Consider the following 18,953-nt stretch of genomic DNA (forward strand, 5'->3'; position numbering starts at 1 on the left):
TACCATTCGATGCGGTGAGCTGCACAAAAGTCCGGGAATATCCAGCTTGAAGGTTAGCAGAATCTGCCAAGGATACGCTGCACCGGTCTGGCCATGTCAAATCCGGCTTCATCCGCGTAGACTGCATGCTCATATTCAATGGAGCTTGATAATGAGTACATCCGGAAACGGTAATCGCGGGCCCGCAGGCCCACCCGACCTGACAGAGTTAATGAAAAAATTCAGCGGTGGAGGTGCGTCTGGCCCTCAGCTTGGGGGAGTTATCGGCATCGTCGTGCTGATTTTTCTTGGCTGGGCGGCGCTGACTTCGTTTTACACCGTACAGCCCGAGGAACGTGCTGTGGTAAAGCGATTCGGTTCGGTCAAGGGTATTACCGACCCCGGTCTGCATTTCAAGCTGCCCTTCGGTATCGACCAGGTACAGCTGGTCGCTACCGAACGCGTTCTCAAACAGGAGTTCGGCTTCCGTACCCAGGGTACCAGGGACCGCGGGCGGACTGCCTATGATGAAGGCAATTTCGAGGGTGAATCCCTGATGCTCACCGGCGATCTCAACATGATCGACGTGGAGTGGGTGGTTCAGTATCGTATTGAAGACCCGATCAAGTTTCTCTACCGGATGCGTGAACCCACCCGCACCCTGCGCGACATCTCGGAGTCGGTGATGCGCCGTATCGTCGGCAACATGCTCGGCTCGGAAGTACTGACCATTGGCCGGGTCGAAATCCAGCAAAAAGCCGGCGAGGAAATCCAGGATATCATCGATGGCTACGACGCCGGCATTCGCATCAGTACCGTGGAAATGCAGGATGTGGTGCCACCACCGGCCGTGCAACCGGCGTTCAATGAGGTTAATGAAGCACGCCAGGAACGGGAACGGATGATCAACGAGGCGCAAAAGCAGGTTAACCAGGAGATCCCCAACGCCAAGGGTGCCGCCCTGGGTACGGTCGCCAAGGCGGAGGGCTATGCCACGGAACGCGTAAACCGGGCCGATGGCGAAAGCATACGGTTCAGCGCTGTACTACACGAATACCAGCAGGCACCGGAAGTTACCCGTTCGCGCCTGTATCTGGAAACCCTCAATGAAGTACTGCCCGCAATCGGACAGATACTGGTGGTGCAGGACGAGCAGACCGGGCCGCTGCCACTGCTCGATCTCAACCGCGAAAGTACGCGCGCCAAAGGAGGTGACCGATGAAAACTGTAGCGATCGCGATCATGGCCATTATTGTTCTGGGTATTGGCAAGGTCACTCTCTACACCGTGGACGAGGCCGAGCAGGCCATCGTGGTTCAGTTCGGTGAACCCATAGGTGATGTCATTAACGAACCGGGGCTCAAGTTCAAATTGCCCTGGCAAAACGTGCGTCGGTTTGACAAACGTCTGTTGGTCTGGGACGGCGATGTCACCCAGATTCCCACCCTGGGCCGTGAATTCATTCTGGTAGATACCACCGCACGCTGGCGGATAACCGACCCGTTGCTGTTTTTGACCAGCGTGCGGGACGAAGCCGGCGCGCGCACACGCCTCGACGATATTGTGGACTCGGTGGTACGTGACATGGTGTCCTCCACCGAACTGGAAGAGATTGTTCGTTCACGGGACTGGGAAGTGAACATCGACGAACTTGACGATCCCGCGCTGGCTGAACGCAGTGACGTCAACCTGGAAATGCAGCCTAAACTGGGCCGCGAGTTGCTGGAAGCCGGCATTCTGAAACGGGCCAGGGACTCCATGCCCGCACTCGGGATTGAGCTGGACGATGTGCGGATCAAGCGGGTCAACTATATTGAATCGGTGCGCCGTCAGGTGGAAAGCCGCATGATTGCCGAACGCCAGTCGATCGCCGAGCGCTTCCGTTCGGAAGGTCGGGGTCGCAGCCAGGAGATTCTCGGTAACATGGAGCGCGACCTGCGGCGCATCCGCTCGGAAGCCGCACGCGACGCGGAAAAAATCCGCGGTGGCGCCGATGCCGAAGCAACGCGAATCTATGGCGAGGCGTTCGGTGCCGACCCGGAGTTCTACTCCTTCTTCCGTACCCTGGAAAGCTATCGCGCACTGGGCGAGAACAGCACTCTCATGCTCAGGGCGGACTCGGATTTCTTCCGTTATCTTGAGCATTCCCAGGTTACGCGCGAGTAACCAGCCGAAACAGCGCCTTATGTCAGCATAGGGCTATCCAGTCTGGTTTGAGCCCGGCGCCGCTATCTCCTATCATTAAGGTTTCAGCGACGCTCTGGAGTCATTGTGGCCTTCCCCTCCGGCACATCAGCACGGCGAACCAGCCGTGAATACTCCCCTCGCCGGACCGGGGAGGGGCTCAGCATTATTCTGGGTTTTTTCATATGGACTGCACTATGGGCCCTGTTGAGCCAGAACAGCGGCTGGGTATTCGGCATCCCGGTGGCAGCATTGGCGACCCTGGCCGGATACCGGCTCGGACTGCGGAGCGGCCCGGTGCGGCCACAGGCGCTTCCCACCTTTCTGGTTTTTTTTCTCCGCGAACTGTTCTCGGGGGGTGTCGATGTGGCGCGCCGTGCCCTGCATGCGCGCCTTCCGATCGCTCCAGCATGGCAGATATTCACACTCACCAGCCGCGACCCACGCGTCTGCCTGATGCTGTCGGCATTGGTGGGCCTGCTACCTGGTACGCTGGCTTCCCACCATAAAGGCAGTGAGCTGTATGTCCATACGCTGGATCAGCATCGTGATTGGCAGAGCACCGTCGCCCGTCTGGAAAATTTACTGTCGCGGCTGCTGGGAGAATCACAACCATGATCCTGCTGGCCAGCCTTCTCCTGCTTAGTATTGCTGTCGGGCTGTGGCGCGTTCTGCATGGCCCGACTCGCGCCGACCGCTTGCTGGCTGTACAGCTGTTCAGTACCACCGGAACCGCGATTCTGCTGCTGCTGGCTCATGGCCAGGGTCAGCCGGCACTGATTGAGGCCGCACTGGTGATGGCGTTGCTGGCTGCCGTAGTGAGTGCCGGACTCGTCCAGCTATTGCGCCGGAGAGAGTATGAGTGAGCCAGCGGTGTGGCTATACTGGTCAAGCTGGCCATTTTTGCTCGGCGGCGTATTCTTCTTCCTGGCCGGCACCATCGGTTTACTGCGTTTCCCCGATGCCTACAGCCGCCTGCATGCGGTAACGAAGGCCGATACCCTGGGGCTTGGGCTGCTGGTGCTGGGACTTTGCCTGCGCAGTGAAAGCTGGCAGGCAGTTGCACAGATGCTGTTGGTCTGGCTGCTGGTAATGGCTTCCGGAGCCACTGCGTGCCAATTGCTGGCGCGCTATCAGCGCGAATCGGATACAGACTCAGCGGTTTCACGGCCGCGCGCGGAGCCGTTTCACAATGAACGCTGAACTGCTGTTCGACGCTGCGCTGATTCTGCTGTTGCTGGCCCTTGCTGCTGCCACGCTCCACACACGAAAGCTCTATACAGCCATAGTACTGTTCATCGTTTTCGGGCTGATGCTCGCCCTGACCTGGGCGCGCCTGGGTGCGGTGGACCTGGCTCTGGCTGAAGCGGCGATAGGTGCCGGACTGATCGGAGTGATGCTACTCGCGGCTTTTGGGCGCAGTGGCCCCGAAGCCGCTACCCGTGCGCCACCGGCGGTGCTGGCAGCCAGTGTTCTGCTCTGTTCGTTGCTGCTGGTATTGTTCGCCCAAGGGGTCTGGCCTCTGGCCAACAACTCTGCCCCAGTACCCGAGCTGGTCAATTCACACCTGGCCGCCAGTGGTGTCAGCCATCCGGTCACCGCAGTACTACTCAACTTTCGTGCCTGGGACACCCTGTTGGAACTGGTGGTGCTATTGCTTGCACTGCTGGGCGTACGCCAATTGCACAGTCCGAATATGAATCTGCCCGCGGCCTGGCCGTTGCTGCAGGCGTGGAGTCGCTTGCTTGCACCGCTGAGCATTGTGATCGGCGGCTATCTGCTGTGGCGTGGCAGCCATGCACCGGGTGGCGCATTTCAGGCCGGGGCGGTGCTTGCGGCAGGCGCCATCGTCTTGCGCCTGGCTGGCCTGCTACCTCCCCTGCGCTGGAATTGGTGGCCCATGCGTGCCTGCGTGCTGGGTGGTGTGGCTCTGTTCATGACTATCGCCGCAGCGGGATATTGGCTGGGTAGCGGCTGGCTGGACTATCCTCCAGGCTTGGGCAAGACGCTCATCACACTGATTGAGATTGCGGCAACTGTATCAATTGCTGTCAGCCTGTCGTTATTGGTAGTGGGCGATACCCGGGAAATAACTCCGTGAGCCATATCTCTCTCTATCTGCTTGGCGGCGTTGCGCTATGGGTACTGGGCTTGCATGCACTGATGACACAGCGCAATGCACTGCGACGAATCATGGCGGTAAACGTGATGGGAAGTGGTACCTTCATGGTGATGGTCGCGTTGGCCGCCCGGATGACACCAATCGACCCTGTCCTGCAAGCCCTGGTGGTGACCGGGCTGGTAGTTGCCGCCAGCGCGACAGCCTTTGCGTTACGCCTGGCAACAACTGAGTCACCTGTTGCAGATGTCGACCGGGAGCGTGAATGAGCGCGGCCCTTCTGAGCCTGACGATACCGCTGGCCACTGCAATGCTCCTGTTATTGTTTCGCACTCGCGCCGGCACTGTGGTTATCGTAGCCAATACGGCCAGCCTGGTTGCCGCCATGCTGGCGCTGGATGCCGTTATGACGGGCGCCAGGGAGCAATTGAGCCTGGGCAACTGGGATGCGCCACTGGGCATACGCTTCGAACTGGGGCCACTCACCGCTGTGTTGCTGGTGTTTACCGCACTGATACATCTGCTGGTCACGATTTATGCCCAGGCCAGTCGGCACAGCAAAACCCGGGATACCGACTTTTGGCCACTATCGTGCTTGCTGCATGCCAGCCTGGCCGCGCTCTGGCTCTCCCGCGACCTGTTTAACTGGTATATCACGCTCGAACTGCTTGGATTGACGGCGGTGGCAATGATCATCATTTCCGGACCCCGATCTCACCTTCCCGCCTTGCGTTACTTACTATTGTCACTGGCGGCCTCGCTCTGCTACCTGCTGGGCGTTGCGTTTCTCTATGGCCGCTATGGGGTACTCGATATCCGGATGCTGGCAGAGGTTGTTGTGGACGACCCCGGCACCCGGCTGGCAATGCTGTTGCTAACGCTGGGACTGATGCTCAAGGCGGCCCTGTGGCCGCTGCACCAGTGGCTGCCGGCGGCCCATGCCGCAGCGCCCACCGCCGTCAGCGCGCTGCTGTCGGCACTGGTAGTCAAAGGGCCACTGTTTATTCTGTGGATGGTATGGAGCACCCTGGCGGAACCCGGCTTTGCCCGCCAGGCCGGTGTCCTGTTTGCGTTTGCGGGTATTGCCGCGTTGGTCAGCGGTGGCTGGGCCGCTCTTCGCACCCCCTGGCTGAAGGTACTGGTCGCCTATTCGACGGTCGCTCAACTGGGTTATGCGCTGCTGGCACTGGGCCTGCTGTTGTACTGGCAGGACCCCGAGATGTCGATAGCGCTCTGGCTTTTCGTCCTGGCCCATGGCCTGGCCAAGGTATCCATGTTTCTCGGCGCCGGTGAAATGCAGGCGACTCTGGGCAGTCGCCGGGTTAGCGCACTCAAAGGGGCCAGCCAGACAATGCCCCTGGCGATGTTCGCCTTTGCGGTAGCGGGTGGCAGTCTCATAGGATTGCCCCCCAGCGGCGGCTTCATTGCCAAGTGGGTGTTATTGCAGCCTCTGCTGGTGGAACCATCGCACTGGCCCTGGGCTCTGGGGGTGCTATTGGGGACCCTGGCCAGCGCAGGTTATGTGTTCCGCGTGGTAACGATCGCCTTCAACAGGGCTGATCCCTCCTCCCCGGGCCACGACCCCGACACTGCGGCCCAGTGGCTGGCAATGCTGCCGGCGCTGATCGTCTGGGCGATGGCATTGCTGAGCGAACCGCTGATTCTCTGGTTCCAGGAAGTAGGATTATGATCACTACCTGGACAACACTACTGCCGCCCGCAATTGTTCTCAGCTCGCTGCTGCCCGGACTGCTGATATTCAGCCTGCGAGAGGACCAGACCCGACTACGTATCGGCTTAAACCTGTTCGCCGTTATCCTCAAACTGGGCCTGGTCGGCTTGATGCTAAGGGGCGTCGGCCAGGGCCTGGAGTTCCGGTTCGCGCTACCCTTTCTCCCGGGAGGCGACCTGGTTTTGCACGGCGATGCGACCTCGCTGCAATTTGTCAGCCTGTCGGCGGTGCTGTGGCTGGCAACCACCGTTTATGCCATCGGCTATCTGCAGGATTCACCACTACAGTCACGATTTTTCGGTTATTTCAGCCTGTGTGTCAGTGCCACCGTCGGGCTGGCTCTGGCCGGAAACCTGGTGACATTCCTGCTTTTCTATGAGTTGTTGACCCTGGCAACCTTCCCGCTACTGGTTCATCGCGGCACTAAAAAAGCCTTGAAAGCCGGGCGTATCTATCTTGCCCACACGCTCGGGGGTGGCGCGCTGTTGCTCATGGGGGTAGCCCTGCTGCACAGCCTCACCGGCAGCCCGGAATTCCAGGCCGGCGGTTATGTCGAACTGCTGGCCGATGCCCACCAGCCCAGCCTGATGGTTGCTTTCGCCCTGATGATTGCCGGCCTTGGCGTCAAAGCCGCCCTGATACCACTTCACGGCTGGCTACCAGAGGCGATGGTGGCGCCGGCACCCGTCAGCGCCCTGTTGCATGCGGTGGCTGTGGTCAAGGCGGGCGCCTTTGGCATTATCCGGGTGGTATACGATGTCTATGGTGTTGACCAGGTGCAGGCACTGGGGCTGGCGATGCCACTGCTGGCAGTGGCGGCGGCGACCATCATTTATGGTTCCCTGAAAGCCCTGCAGCAACAGGAGCTGAAAAAACGCCTGGCCTACTCCACCGTCAGCCAGGTGTCCTACATTACCCTTGGTGTTGCGCTGGTCGGGCCGATTGCAGGCGTAGCGGCCCTGGCGCATCTGGTCCACCAGGGACTGATGAAAGTCACCCTGTTCTATTGTGCGGGCAATTTTGCCGAAACCCTGGGCATCCACCATATACAAGAGATGAACGGCGTTGGCAGGCGCATGCCCCTGACCATGGCCGCGTTCACCCTCGGTGCTCTCGGCATGATCGGCATTCCCCCCACCGCCGGCTTTATCAGCAAATGGTATCTTGGGCTGGGAGCGCTGGAGGTAGGCCAGGACTGGATACTGCTGATACTGGTGGTTTCGGGCCTGCTCAACGCCGCCTATTTTCTGCCGCTGATCTACCGCGGCTGGTTTTGTGGCCCCCCGCGACAATGGCCGGACGAACGCTCGCTGGGCAGCGGACTACCGGGAGCCGGTGAAACACACTGGATGCTGCTGGCGCCGGTGTTGTTCACTACCGTCCTGGCGCTGCTGGCGGGCCTCCTGGCGGGCAGCGAAGTCAGTCCGCTGGCCTGGAGTCAGCTCATTATTAACCGGCAGTTTGGCTTGTGAGCGCGCTGCTGTGGTTACTTGTCCCCGGTGCACCGCTGCTGGCAGTGGGCCTGCTGTGGCGTTGGCCAAAAGTGGTGGGGCCGTGGCTCTGGCTCAGCTGTGTGCCTGCCCTGCTGCTCAGTTTATGGCCGCCGGGCCAGACCCTGGAGCCCGGAGTGTTCTGGCCGGGTGCCGCCTGGGGCGCAAACGATTTGATCGGGCGTGCCTGGCTGGCATTCAGTGCCCTGCTCTGGGCCTGCGCCAGCCGTTTCGCACTGGACGATCTGGTTAATAGCCGGCACCGGCTCCGCTTCTGGGTCTGCTGGCTGTTGTCGCTGAGCGGCAACCTGTTACTGGTCATCGCCCAGGATGCCGGCAGCTTTTATGTTGGTTTCAGTCTGATGGGGCTGGCGGCCTATGGGTTGATCGTACACCTTCCAGGGCCTGCACCGCGCCAGGCCGGTCGAATCTACCTGCAGTTGACCCTGCTCAGTGAGATGCTGATTTTTGCCGGACTGTTGCTGCGCATTCACGAGGCAGGGGGCAGCCTGGAGCTGGCGGCATGGCAGCAGGTACCTGTGGAGCCTGTGACCGCCGTGATATTGCTCCTGGGTTTCGGCCTCAAGGCCGGGTTCTGGCCATTGCACGTGTGGTTGCCACTGGCTCACCCTGCGGCACCGGCGGGGGCCAGTGCAGTGCTGTCCGGGGCGATGATCAAGGCGGGCATACTTGGCTTATGGCGGTTCCTGCCGGTGGAAGACCCGCTGTTGCAGGGCGCGGCGACAATCCTGTTGGCAGTCGGCGCAATCAGCGCTTTCTACGGCGTGTTACTGGGATTACTGCAGGACAAGTCAAAAGCCGCGCTGGCCTATTCATCAATCAGCCAGATCGGTTATTTGCTGATTATACTCTCGCTGGCCTGGATGCACCCGGGCTCCGGTGCAGCTATGGCAACGCTATTGGCACTCTATGGCGTGCACCACGGCCTCGCCAAAGGGGCATTGTTTATGGGGGCGGGGCTGGCCGCAAACCACCGGCTCAGTACCGCACACTGGCTGTTGATGGGCCTGCCGGCCATGGCGCTGGCGGGACTTCCCCTGACCAGTGGCGCAGCAGTCAAGGTGTTACTCAAGGATACACTCTACAGCAGTGATGTCAGTCAATGGCTCGCACTGCTGACGGCGGGTTCCGCAGCGACCGCGCTGTTGCTGCTGCGCGCCCTGTGGCTCATGTGGCGCAGTCAGCCGGCAGGTCCACGTCCGGCACCACCGATCGGCCAGTTGTTGCCCTGGGGGATACTCTGCCTGTTCCCGGCCCTGCTGCCGTGGCTTTGGCCGGAATTGCGCACGGCCCTGTTTGCCAGCCTGCCGATAAAAGTCATCTGGTCGGGCCTCTGGCCGCTGTTGCTTGCGGCTGCCCTGGCGCTTGCAATGCACCGGATCGGCTGGCGCATCCCGAAACCACTGAGAACACTGCCAAATCCGGCCAGGGCCTGGTCGCTGCGCGTCAAACGTGTCCTGCAACGCGCCCCCGTACCCTCCATGACCCCCGAACTGGAGCGCGCTCGCTGGCGCTATTATGAGCGCCAGTGGAACCATTTGTGGCACACTGGCGCCGTCACCACCAGTGCCTGGATCATTGCCCTGTTACTGCTGCTCGGGTGGTTAAGTTGAAACTGTAGGACCGCAGCAAGCGAGGTAAACACCATGCTCACCGTATCCCCTCTGATGCCCGGCATTGATTTTGCTTACGATGAACTGCCCGATCTGCACGAGCGGCTCGATGAGCTACGCGCGATCGGCCCGGTCGTTCCGGTCACTTATCACGGCGAAACGGTGTGGCTGATCACGCGCTACCGGGAACTGAAACAGGCCTTCTCGGACGAGGAACATTTTGCCTCGAAAGCGGCGTATACCGTGCACTCCGAACCATCCATGGGCAAGACCCTGCAGACCATGTCGGGACAGCAGCACCGGATCAACCGTATGCTGGTTTCCAAACCCTTCTTCCCGAAGCAGGTTCGCCACGCTGTGGAATCACTCATCGCCCCGATTGCGGATGAACTACTCAATCGCCTCAGTGACCGGGAGGAAGTCGACCTGGTGGAGGCCTTTACCCGGCCCTATCCGTTCACCGTGATTACCCGCATGCTCGGCATTCCCGTCAATGACGAAGACAAGTTACTGGAGTGGGCGTTGAAGCTGATCGACTACCCCTGGGATCCACAAGGCGCGCTCCGGGCCCGCAGCGAATTTGCCGATTACATGCAGCCTATTGTAGAGGAACGCAGGGTACGACCGGGTGACGATGTGATATCGCTGCTGGCAACGGCTGAATTCGAGGGCCAGCGCCTTGGTGACGAAGAGATCTATTCTTTTCTGAGATTACTGTTTCCCGCGGGCTCGGACACCACCTACAAAGTAGCCGGCAGCCTTTTCTACGCGATACTTTCCGACCCGACAGTGCGAGCCCAGGCAACAGAGAGTGACTCGGCCCGGGAAGCGATAGTCCAGGAAGCACTACGCTGGCAGCCACCTACGGCCCTGCTGCCACGCTGTTGCAGCAAAGACACGGAACTGGCGGGCATTCCCATCAAGCAGGGAGACTGGATACTGTTCGGTATCTCCGCCGCTCACCGCGACCCGGAGGTATTCGAAGACCCGCACCACTTTAATCCTTCGCGCACCGAAAAGAATCTTGCCTTTGGACATGGGGAACATTTCTGCCTGGGATCGCACCTGGCGCGCTGCGAGCTCGAAACCGCCATCGAACGGCTTTTTGCCCGCTTTCCGAAACTGCGCCTGTGCCCGGACAGGCCTGTCCGCTTCAGTGGCGGTGTGCTCAGGGGCACCCCCGAGTTATGGGTTCACCCATACGGCTGACGTACACCAGGAAGAGCGCTGCATGTCCGGCTCAGCTTATTAAACTACGCCGCTTTATAAGCCAATTGGCTTGCAAAAAGACCTGTACGGTGCAGACTCAGAGCGAACCAGGCCCTGACCCGCGAGCCGTAAAAATGACTGCCCCAGAAACCGATATTGATGACCATGTACTGACGCAGGCTTGGGAACAGTTCTGCGATCAGCTCAAGGCTGCCGGTCGCATTCCTTTTCGCGAAGGTGTACCGGTGGGGGATCTTAATCGCAGTGCCGGCTTCCGCTGCCTGGCCCAGAATATCGGTCTCGGCATGCAGTTTTTCCTGGAAAACGATGACCCTCTGCGCCCCGAGCTGCTCCACTACTTCGATCCCATTCGCAAACAGGGGGGCGACAATCCCGATGCCGTCTATGTCGGCGGGCCGATCAACGGCACGGACACCTACCGCATTCGCGGCGACCGCGGCAGCGCCCGCTATTTTGCGGTCACTGTGGTGGAACGAGGCAACACGCCCTGGGGTGGCGGTGTCGTCAGTTCCCTGTTCGGGCAGGATCTCCACATTGAGCCCGACGGCAGTTTCGAGCTGATCTGCAGCCCCGATCCCCATCCCGGTAACTGGCTGAAGACCTCACCGAACACTTTCCGGGTGACCTTCCGCCAGTTCTTTGCCGACTGGGAAAATGAACGCCCCATGCATGCCGGCATCGAGCGCATCGGTGGGCAACCGGCGCCCAGTCCGAAAATGGATCCCGAGCGACTATCCAGGGGGCTCAATGCGGTATCCCGCTGGGTGGGCGACTCCCTGACCTACTGGGCGGATATGATAGAGCGCTGGAAGGTGCGGCCCAACACCTTTTTCTCCTACCGCCAGCTGGATGACAACGCCATTGACGCCACCCCCGGCGGCGAACCCCTGATCGCCTACTGGCAGCTGCCGGCCGACGAGGCCATCATAATCCGCGTAACACCGCCACAGGCCTGTTACTGGGCAGTGGAATTCGGCAACTACTGGTGGTGTTCCATGGATTACCGCGGCATCCTCAGTAACACCAACTGCCATTACGCCCAGCTGGAAGAGGACGGCGAACTGATTCTGGTAATCGCCCATGTAGATACAGGCCACCACAACTGGCTGGATCCGGCGGGCTTCAATGAGGGCTATGTCACGGTGCGCTGGATGCAGGCGGACCACTACCCCTTACCCCGCGCCACCCAGATCAGTCTGGGAGAATTGGACGAGCACCTGCCCGCCACTATGAAAAAAGTCACCGCCGCAGAGCGTGCCGAACAGATCGCCGCCCGCCGCCGCGGGGTAATTCAGCGCTTCGGGGTATAATGCACCGGATGAACCTGCACCAGGTCTCAGTCGATAACCAACATCCCGGCAGAACCTGGAGAATCAATCCATGAGCCACTGGACACCCCCACCTCGCCCGGAGTGGGTACAGCAGGTCATCGACGAAGGTCGGCACATGGATATCAGCAGCCTGGTGTCCCTGGAAGCCGAGGAGCTGATGGCCACGGCATGCCGCAACACCGGTTATGACGATTTCGGCAGCAACGAATGGTTGCAGGGCTTTCACGTGTTCCTCAGGGCCCTGGATGAAGAAGCCGACCTGCACCTGTGGGGCCGTCTGATGACCCGCTCGGACATCCTGCGCTGGCTGGAGGCCCGCCTGCATATCGAAGCCGTCTACGCCCAGCACCCGGAGATCGAAGACGAGGTCATCGACCAACCGGTAATCGTGACCGGCCTGCCCCGCTCCGGCACCTCCATTGTCTTCGAGCTGTTGGCCCAGGATGCGCGGTTCGGTTCACCGCGCAACTGGGAGATCATGTTCCCCTGCCCGCCGCCGGAAGCGGCAACCTGTCACAGCGACCCGCGTATCGAGCGCTGTGAACACCTGGTTACGCAATGGAGTCGCGTGGTACCCACCTATGCCGCCATGCATGAGATGGGCGCCGAAATCCCGAACGAATGCATCGTCGCCATGAGCTGCACGTTCATGACAGAGAACCTGCCCGGCCAATACCAGATACCGAGCTACAACGCCTGGTACTACCAACAGGACCTGGGCTACGCCTACACCTACTACAAGCGCATGCTGAAACTGTTGCAGTGGAAGAATCCGCGGCGTCACTGGCTGCTCAAGGCCCCCTCGCACCTGGGTAACCTGCCGGTGCTTTTCGATACCTTCCCGGACGCGCGGGTAGTCATCAGCCACCGCGATCCGGTGGTGGCCCAGGCCTCGGTAACCAATCTGCTGGGCACCCTGTACTGGATGCGCAGTAGCGCGCCCTTCGATACCCGTGCTTTCGAGAACCTGATGACTCCCGAGGCCGGGGCAACCCGGCTCAATGGTATTGTGGATTTGCTGGAAGCCTCGGAGGTGCCGGGCAACCAGGTGCACAACCTTCTGTACGCTGACCTGATCAGGCAACCGCTACACGCCCTGCAGGCGCTCTACCGTGACATGGGAGCCGACCTGACAGCCCAGACCCAAAAAGCCATGCGGGATTATCTGGAGCACAAGCCCCAGGGCAAGTTCGGCAACCACCAGTACCGCATCGGCGAGCAGCATGAAACTGCTCACAAGCGCTCGCTTTACCACCGCTACCAGCACTACTTCAAGGTGCCCGATGAAGTTTAGGGACAGCACCTGCGACCAGGAGGATAACAATGAAATTCTGGCAAATGCTCCACTGGATCGAGACCGACCAGTTGATAGAGGTTGCCCGCTTCGCCGAGGAGCTGGGCTTTGAGGGGGTAATGAACGGCGACCACGGTGTCTACCCGGAAGTAGTGAACACCCCCTATCCTTATGCTGCCGACGGCAACCCACCCATGACCGGCGATTGGCCCTACCCCGATTGCTGGATTAGCCTCGCGATGATAGCGGCCGCAACCACACGGCTGAAATTTTCCACTTCGGTCTATGTGCTGCCGCTGCGCCATCCCATCGAAGTCGCCAAAATGACCGGGACACTGGCGCTCATGAGCGATAATCGGTTGATTCTGGGCGCGGGTATCGGCTGGATGAAAGAGGAGTTTGACTGCTACGGCATCGACTTCCATACCCGCGGCAAGCGCATGGACGAATGTCTCGATGTCCTGGAAAAGATCTGGTCCGGGGAGATGGTGGAGCATCACGGCCGGTTTTTCGATTTCCAGCGCTGTCAGGTGGTGCCCGCGCCAACCCGGCCGGTACCGGTTTTTACCGGCGGCGCCAGCAAGGCGGCGCTGAAACGCGCGGCGAAAAGGGCCGACGGCTGGATCGGGGCCGGCAACTCTCCCGACGAGGTGCCCGGCATCATGGCAGAGCTGAAACGCCTGCGGCGGGAAGCGGGTCGCGATCACCTGCCCTTCGAGACAGTGGTCGGGCTGACGCAGGACATGGATATCGATACACTCAAACCGTTGCGGGAGAGTGGCATGACCGCGGGAGTCAGTGCTCCTTTCGCTTTCAGTCTTGGCCGCTATTCCTCGCTGGATGACAAGAAGCGGGTCATGGAGGATTTTGCCGAGAGCATCATTCGGCCCATGGGCCAGGATTATCCTGCCAATACAATAAAAGGAATGGTGACATCATGAGTCAGCAGCCACTACAAGCCATCGGCTTGCCCCCCATTGACCAGGTCGGTTTCGTCGTGCGCGATATTGACGCGGCCATCGCCCAATACGAGCCCTTGTTCGGGCCGTTTTCGCGCATGGAGACGCCGATTGAAGGCGCCACGTACCGGGGGCGTAAAGCCGACTGTGAGCTGAAAATCGCGTTCGGTCGCAGCGGCAATCTGGAAATCGAGTTGATCGAATGCGTCTCCGGCGAAGGTCCGCATCGCGAATTCATCGACGCCGGCGGCGAGGGTATGCATCACCTGCGCTTCCGTGTGGAGGACGTAGACGCGTGGCTGCCGAAGCTGAAAGAACTGGGTTACGATCCGGTCTGGTCCAAGCGCTGGTCGGCGGATACAGTGTTCTGCTATCTGCAGCGAGATGGCGATCCGACGCTGCTGGAACTGCTGCAGATGCCGTGAAACGGGCTACCAGCATTACGCTACCGCACTCCAACGAGAGACACCTTATGACGACCGGTAATCCATCAGCCAATATCCAGTACAACTTCGCCGGGGCCGCTGTATTGGTTACGGGTGGTACCAGTGGTATCGGCGCGGCTATCGCCAATGCTTACCATAACGCCGGCGCCGATGTGACAATCACCGGCACTCGGGCTGGCAGTGAAGACTATGACGAGGACCTCTCGAATTACCACTACCTGCAACTGGACCTGGAAAACCCGGAGAACATCGACAGTGTCGCGGCGGCACTGCCCCGGCTGGACATTTTGATCAACAACGGCGGCCTCGCAGTGCCCAGCCTGGGCCTGGATGAGTACGAACCGGAGATTTTCGAGCGCGCGATACAGATGCACCTGGTGGGCGCGTACCGTATGGCGCGACGCTGCAGCGACACCCTGGCACGGAGCCAGTTGCCCGGAGGCGCCTCCATCATCAGCATCGCCTCCATGAGTTCTTTCTTCGGCATCGAGATTGTACCCGGCTATGGTGCAGCGAAGACCGGCCTGCTGGGCATGACCCGGGCCCTTGCGGTGGCATGGGGCAAACGTAATATTCGGGTCAATGCGGTTGCCGCCGGCCTGACTGCGAGCCGCATGACCGCTGCAACCGTCGCCAGCCCCGAGTGGTCGGCTCCCACACTGGCGCGCACCCCCGCGGGCCGCCTTGGTGACCCCAACGACATCGCGGGCCCGGTGTTATTCCTCAGCAGTGCCGCCGCCGGCTGGGTCACGGGGCAAACCCTCGCCGTGGACGGTGGCTTCAGTATCAGCGGTTGAGCCGCGTCGGCAGCGGCGCATCCATGGCCCGACTCCCCTGACCGGCGGGCAACAGGCCAACAAGACCCAATACCCAACAGTGAAAGGATCATGGCAATGAGCGCCAAAACCATTCGTATCAATGACCTGGGCAACCCCACATTGAGCGAGCTGCAACGTCAGGCCATCGCAAATGCACCCGAAGTGACGATGGATGAAACGGCGGTATTAAATGAGGCTCGCAATGCCACGGGGCTCAGCGATTTCGGGGCGGAAGATTTTCGCGAGCGGCTGCGCATCTGGTTGCAAAGTTTTGATGAGGATCACGACCTCGGTCCGCTGGGGCGCGCGAGCCTGTTCGGTGATGCGGTACGCTACGCCGGCAACCGCCTGCGCCTGGAGGATTTACTCAAACGCCACCCGGAAATCATCGACGAACCCATTGATCGTCCCATTATTATTGCGGGCCTGCCCCGTTCGGGTACGACATACCTGGTCAATATTCTGGCGGCGGACCGAAGGCTACGCTCCATGACGCTATGGGAGTCAATGGAGCCTGTTCCCGCAGCAGACGATAAAGTTATTGTCCCTGGTGAAGACCCGCGTTATACGCGTACACGCGAAGCCTGGGGACAATTCGAACAGATCCTCCCGCTGATGCCCGCCATGCACGAGATGGCACCCGACCATGTCCATGAAGATATCGAACTGCAGGCGCTGGATTTTTCCACTTACCTGCCCGAGTGGCTGGCACGACCCTATCGATGGCGCGAGTACTACCATACGCATGACCAGACCCCCCATTACGCCTACGGAAAGAAAGTCCTGCAGGCATTAACCTGGCTGCAGGGCCCCAATCGGTGGTTGATGAAATCACCGCCCCATATGGAGAATCTGCTACCGCTCCGCGCGACCTATCCTGATGCCACCTTTGTCATTACCCATCGCGACCCGCTGGCCGTATTACAGTCTGCGATCACCATGATCGCGTATGGCGACCGCATACGGCGCCAGCGTATTGATCTCAAGGAGCTCGCAGACTACTGGATAGAACGCATAGAGGGCCTGCTGCGCGCCTGCGTCCGCGACAGGGACAGCATGCCCAAAGCCCAAACCATCGACGTTTTGTTTCATGAATACATGGCGGATCAGAAATCCGTGATCAGGCGCATCTATGCAATGGCGGATATGCCAATGACAAAAGACGCCGAGAGACATATAGATCTCCACCTCAGCGCAAACCCACGCGGCAGGCACGGCAGGGTCATCTATGACCTGGAGAACGACTTTGGAGTCGACATCCCCGCCCTGCGCGAACGCTTCGGTTTTTACTATGATCGCTTCCCGGTTCAACAGGAGATCGTATGAGCACACCGATAAAGCAACGGGCCAGGGAGCGCCTGGTCTCTGGTGAAGCCTGGGATGATTTTTGCGAAACCGTGCGCGGCGCGGGCCACATGATCGAAGAGTTCGGGGATGACGTCAACGAGCTGGATCGAAGCGAGTGGTACCGCTTCCTGACTCGCCTGCTGCGTAATGGCTTTGAGCGTTTTATGGAGAATTGTGAAGCAGAGCGCCCGCGATTGCGCGACGCCCCCTGGCGACAGGGGATCAACTTCCAGTCCCCTGATCAGGATCACCTGCTGGCGGAATTCCCCGATGGCCGGCATAGCTACCGCATCAGCGGCAATCGCGGCACCCTGCCCTACTTTGTTATAGCTGCCTGGAATGCCAGGCAGCCCGAGGATCTCGCAGCGCGCGACTGGTCCGGACAGGGCGTAGCAGGCCTGGGGGAGTTCAATCCCGCAGCATTGCAGACCACCGGTTTTCTCGCCAGCGATGCCATACGCTTCGATGACGCAGGAAACTTCGAGGTTTTGGTCAGCCAGAACAAACCCGTGGACGACACGGACTGGCTGCCAATTACTGACGATTGCGTAGGTCTGCTGGTACGCACTTTGTATCACGACCGAGCCAATACGGTCCCACCCAGCATGCGCATAGTGCGTGTGGATCAGCCAGTTCCGCGCCCGTTAAGCGCCGACGAAGTCAGCGCCGGACTCGCCAAGGCCGGCCAGATGGTGCTGGGCTATACCGAGCTGGTGCGCAGCTGGTGGCAGGAAAATCTGGCTCGCAGGCCGAATCGTATTCGCTTCAGCCGTGAGGTTTACCTGAGCAATGGTGGTGTGCCGGACCGGCATCACGGATTCGGCACCTGGGAAAAGGCGCCCGACGAAGCGCTGGTACTGCACTTCAAGCCCTCGCCATGTGAGTACTGGATATTCCAGTTATGTAATATCTGGCAGGAAAACCTGGACTGTTATGAGGAAGGCCAAGGCTACATTACCAAGGCCCGCGCAACATATCACGAAGACGGGTCAGTGTTTGTAGTGGTTGCCGACCACAACCCCGGGATAGGTGGTAACTGGATAGATCCTTACGGCCACCATCATGGAGGCATGAGTCTGCGCCTGATCAAAACCGCTGGCGAACCGCCAGCGATAACTTTGTACAGGCTTCCATTCGACACGCTGCACAAGCAAAGCTTGGCGGATCTGGATCCCAGAGAGGCCATCGTGAGTGGCGACCTCTCTGACTGAGGCGGTTCGGGCGCAGCATCTTCCTAGCTGATTCGACGAGCACCTGAGCGAGCGCCAATGACCGCGGCAATGGCATCCAGGATCAACATGAAAAAGGCCCACCAGGCCGCCGCCGAGACCGCATCCGCCACTGCATCACTATACTCGCGCGCTCTTTGCTCTGCCTGTTCACGCATTTCGGCCAGTTCAGTTCGCGCATCCTCATAAGCCTGCTGATAAATCTGTTGCCACTCGTTTATCGCCTGTTGAGCTTCCGCTTCACTCATTTCCGTACGGGTAACCAGAATATTCACCAGGGCCTCACGGTCGGTGGCGCTGATTTTGTCCTGCATTTTTGCCTGGATCCGATCGAAAACGTCCTGCACCGCCTCATTGGCGGACTGCGGATCACGGGCAACCTGCCTGACGGCCTCTTCTGCGCGCTGGGCTAACTCTTCCACATCTTCCTCAAGCTGTTCGGGCTGCAAACTCGGATCCATTTGACGAAGGATCTCACGAGCTTCCCGCCGCAGTTCTGCGAGGTCCAGATCCATATCCGCTTCCTGGAGACGTTCGCTGACCTCCTCCACAACCGGTCTCGCAAGAGCGCCGCTGGCCCCTGCCATGGTCTCCAGCCCCGTAGCAACGACTTTGCCGGCACCACTGACGAGACCGCCGGTGATGCCTGTAATCAGCGCGAAGTTGAGTAGCGTCACCACTCCCCAGGTAGTCAGGCCGTGCAAAACAGGCGCCTGCTTGTGCTGGTCCGCCGACAGAGCCCCGGTGACATAACCACCGGCAAACAGTGCGATTATCCCGCTGATAGCCGCATAAATTCCGGAGCCGATACTGATTGCCATGACCGGCGTATCTTTATCGGTGGGTTCAATAATGGCCATGCCTATGGCCAGCCCAAGCATGCCCAGTACAAGACTGACCACGATTGCAATCACAACACCAGCAAAAATGGCTCCCCACGAGGACCGGCCAGTGGCGGACCACTCATTATCGGATGCGTTTACCATGTCAAATCTCCTTTTGCGAAAGTCCACCGGCTTGCGTCCGGTGCCGCATGACTTCTTGCGTCCTTGCAGCGCTCCTGGCAATCCGGTATTGAATACTCACCTGTATGACTATAGACCGTAACCGGATTTTTGCCCGATGCCCGCTCGGCAGGGCTTGGCCCGAAGTTAGACGAAC

The 18,953-nt window shown here is 59.9% G+C and carries 19 protein-coding genes; 18 read left to right on the forward strand and 1 reads right to left on the reverse strand.

From position 1 onward, the window contains the following. Positions 1-151 precede the first annotated feature (151 nt). From hflK to CWI75_RS10935, 18 genes are all read left to right on the forward strand, one after another. A complete protein-coding gene (hflK, locus tag CWI75_RS10850; protein ID WP_101521520.1) occupies positions 152-1,201 on the forward strand; it encodes an FtsH protease activity modulator HflK in 1,050 nt (349 codons plus the stop codon). Next, positions 1,198-2,145 (forward strand): protease modulator HflC, encoded by a 948-nt coding sequence (hflC, locus tag CWI75_RS10855; protein ID WP_101521521.1) that lies wholly within the window; start codon positions 1,198-1,200, stop codon positions 2,143-2,145. Before hflK ends, hflC begins: the two co-directional genes overlap by 4 nt. 105 nt (positions 2,146-2,250) lie before the next feature. Then, a complete protein-coding gene (locus CWI75_RS10860; protein ID WP_206604702.1) occupies positions 2,251-2,781 on the forward strand; it encodes a Na+/H+ antiporter subunit E in 531 nt (176 codons plus the stop codon). Next, positions 2,778-3,029: an MrpF/PhaF family protein gene (locus CWI75_RS10865; RefSeq protein WP_101521522.1), complete on the forward strand. Its 252-nt coding sequence runs from the start codon at positions 2,778-2,780 to the stop codon at positions 3,027-3,029. Before CWI75_RS10860 ends, CWI75_RS10865 begins: the two co-directional genes overlap by 4 nt. Further along, positions 3,022-3,366, forward strand: a complete 345-nt coding sequence (gene mnhG, locus CWI75_RS10870) for a monovalent cation/H(+) antiporter subunit G (protein WP_101521523.1) — start codon at positions 3,022-3,024, stop codon at positions 3,364-3,366. Before CWI75_RS10865 ends, mnhG begins: the two co-directional genes overlap by 8 nt. Continuing rightward, positions 3,356-4,264, forward strand: a complete 909-nt coding sequence (locus tag CWI75_RS10875) for a hydrogenase subunit MbhD domain-containing protein (RefSeq protein ID WP_101521524.1) — start codon at positions 3,356-3,358, stop codon at positions 4,262-4,264. The genes mnhG and CWI75_RS10875 overlap by 11 nt, the downstream gene beginning before the upstream one ends. Then, the gene (locus CWI75_RS10880; RefSeq protein ID WP_101521525.1) at positions 4,261-4,551 is read left to right on the forward strand and encodes an NADH-quinone oxidoreductase subunit K; all 291 of its coding nucleotides are present in this window, start codon (positions 4,261-4,263) and stop codon (positions 4,549-4,551) included. The genes CWI75_RS10875 and CWI75_RS10880 overlap by 4 nt, the downstream gene beginning before the upstream one ends. Next, the gene (locus CWI75_RS10885; RefSeq protein WP_101521526.1) at positions 4,548-5,972 is read left to right on the forward strand and encodes a complex I subunit 5 family protein; all 1,425 of its coding nucleotides are present in this window, start codon (positions 4,548-4,550) and stop codon (positions 5,970-5,972) included. Before CWI75_RS10880 ends, CWI75_RS10885 begins: the two co-directional genes overlap by 4 nt. Continuing rightward, a complete protein-coding gene (locus tag CWI75_RS10890) occupies positions 5,969-7,486 on the forward strand; it encodes a complex I subunit 5 family protein (protein ID WP_101521527.1) in 1,518 nt (505 codons plus the stop codon). The genes CWI75_RS10885 and CWI75_RS10890 overlap by 4 nt, the downstream gene beginning before the upstream one ends. Next, complete coding sequence (locus CWI75_RS10895) at positions 7,483-9,138, forward strand: complex I subunit 5 family protein (protein ID WP_101521528.1); 1,656 nt, start codon at positions 7,483-7,485, stop codon at positions 9,136-9,138. Before CWI75_RS10890 ends, CWI75_RS10895 begins: the two co-directional genes overlap by 4 nt. Positions 9,139-9,171: 33 nt before the next feature. After that, positions 9,172-10,347: a cytochrome P450 gene (locus CWI75_RS10900; protein WP_101521529.1), complete on the forward strand. Its 1,176-nt coding sequence runs from the start codon at positions 9,172-9,174 to the stop codon at positions 10,345-10,347. A 134-nt stretch (positions 10,348-10,481) separates the two neighbouring features. Beyond that, on the forward strand, positions 10,482-11,678 hold the full coding sequence (locus CWI75_RS10905; RefSeq protein ID WP_101521530.1) for a DUF1214 domain-containing protein: 1,197 nt from the start codon (positions 10,482-10,484) through the stop codon (positions 11,676-11,678). Between the two features lie 70 nt (positions 11,679-11,748). Beyond that, positions 11,749-12,993: a sulfotransferase family protein gene (locus tag CWI75_RS10910; RefSeq protein WP_101521531.1), complete on the forward strand. Its 1,245-nt coding sequence runs from the start codon at positions 11,749-11,751 to the stop codon at positions 12,991-12,993. A 29-nt stretch (positions 12,994-13,022) separates the two neighbouring features. Further along, entirely contained in the window at positions 13,023-13,934 is a 912-nt protein-coding gene (locus CWI75_RS10915; protein ID WP_101521532.1) for a TIGR03619 family F420-dependent LLM class oxidoreductase, read from the forward strand. After that, positions 13,931-14,377 (forward strand): VOC family protein, encoded by a 447-nt coding sequence (locus tag CWI75_RS10920; RefSeq protein WP_101521533.1) that lies wholly within the window; start codon positions 13,931-13,933, stop codon positions 14,375-14,377. The genes CWI75_RS10915 and CWI75_RS10920 overlap by 4 nt, the downstream gene beginning before the upstream one ends. Before the next feature lie 47 nt (positions 14,378-14,424). Next, a complete protein-coding gene (locus CWI75_RS10925) occupies positions 14,425-15,195 on the forward strand; it encodes an SDR family NAD(P)-dependent oxidoreductase (RefSeq protein ID WP_101521534.1) in 771 nt (256 codons plus the stop codon). 96 nt (positions 15,196-15,291) lie between these two features. Then, on the forward strand, positions 15,292-16,542 hold the full coding sequence (locus tag CWI75_RS10930) for a sulfotransferase family protein (RefSeq protein WP_101521535.1): 1,251 nt from the start codon (positions 15,292-15,294) through the stop codon (positions 16,540-16,542). Further along, positions 16,539-17,774, forward strand: a complete 1,236-nt coding sequence (locus CWI75_RS10935; RefSeq protein ID WP_101521536.1) for a hypothetical protein — start codon at positions 16,539-16,541, stop codon at positions 17,772-17,774. The genes CWI75_RS10930 and CWI75_RS10935 overlap by 4 nt, the downstream gene beginning before the upstream one ends. A 23-nt stretch (positions 17,775-17,797) precedes the next feature. Here CWI75_RS10935 and CWI75_RS10940 read toward each other — a convergent pair whose 3' ends face one another. Further along, positions 17,798-18,778 carry a hypothetical protein gene (locus tag CWI75_RS10940; protein WP_101521537.1) on the reverse strand — a complete coding sequence of 327 codons (981 nt, stop codon included), beginning with the start codon at positions 18,776-18,778 and terminating at the stop codon, positions 17,798-17,800. Positions 18,779-18,953: the final 175 nt, after the last annotated feature.

This window comes from Kineobactrum sediminis, from assembly GCF_002868715.1.
GTDB lineage: Bacteria > Pseudomonadota > Gammaproteobacteria > Pseudomonadales > Halieaceae > Kineobactrum > Kineobactrum sediminis.

Excerpts from the sequence above, each read along its gene's own strand:
- CWI75_RS10875 (WP_101521524.1), top strand. The coding sequence starts at position 3,356 with ATGAACGCTGAACTGCTGTTCGACGCTGCGCTGATTCTGCTGTTGCTG.
- CWI75_RS10930 (WP_101521535.1), top strand. The coding sequence starts at position 15,292 with ATGAGCGCCAAAACCATTCGTATCAATGACCTGGGCAACCCCACATTG.
- mnhG (WP_101521523.1), top strand. The coding sequence starts at position 3,022 with ATGAGTGAGCCAGCGGTGTGGCTATACTGGTCAAGCTGGCCATTTTTG.
- hflC (WP_101521521.1), top strand. The coding sequence starts at position 1,198 with ATGAAAACTGTAGCGATCGCGATCATGGCCATTATTGTTCTGGGTATT.
- CWI75_RS10935 (WP_101521536.1), top strand. The coding sequence starts at position 16,539 with ATGAGCACACCGATAAAGCAACGGGCCAGGGAGCGCCTGGTCTCTGGT.
- CWI75_RS10920 (WP_101521533.1), top strand. The coding sequence starts at position 13,931 with ATGAGTCAGCAGCCACTACAAGCCATCGGCTTGCCCCCCATTGACCAG.
- CWI75_RS10905 (WP_101521530.1), top strand. The coding sequence starts at position 10,482 with ATGACTGCCCCAGAAACCGATATTGATGACCATGTACTGACGCAGGCT.
- CWI75_RS10890 (WP_101521527.1), top strand. The coding sequence starts at position 5,969 with ATGATCACTACCTGGACAACACTACTGCCGCCCGCAATTGTTCTCAGC.
- hflK (WP_101521520.1), top strand. The coding sequence starts at position 152 with ATGAGTACATCCGGAAACGGTAATCGCGGGCCCGCAGGCCCACCCGAC.
- CWI75_RS10910 (WP_101521531.1), top strand. The coding sequence starts at position 11,749 with ATGAGCCACTGGACACCCCCACCTCGCCCGGAGTGGGTACAGCAGGTC.
- CWI75_RS10940 (WP_101521537.1), bottom strand. The coding sequence starts at position 18,778 with ATGGTAAACGCATCCGATAATGAGTGGTCCGCCACTGGCCGGTCCTCG.
- CWI75_RS10900 (WP_101521529.1), top strand. The coding sequence starts at position 9,172 with ATGCTCACCGTATCCCCTCTGATGCCCGGCATTGATTTTGCTTACGAT.
- CWI75_RS10885 (WP_101521526.1), top strand. The coding sequence starts at position 4,548 with ATGAGCGCGGCCCTTCTGAGCCTGACGATACCGCTGGCCACTGCAATG.
- CWI75_RS10925 (WP_101521534.1), top strand. The coding sequence starts at position 14,425 with ATGACGACCGGTAATCCATCAGCCAATATCCAGTACAACTTCGCCGGG.
- CWI75_RS10865 (WP_101521522.1), top strand. The coding sequence starts at position 2,778 with ATGATCCTGCTGGCCAGCCTTCTCCTGCTTAGTATTGCTGTCGGGCTG.
- CWI75_RS10915 (WP_101521532.1), top strand. The coding sequence starts at position 13,023 with ATGAAATTCTGGCAAATGCTCCACTGGATCGAGACCGACCAGTTGATA.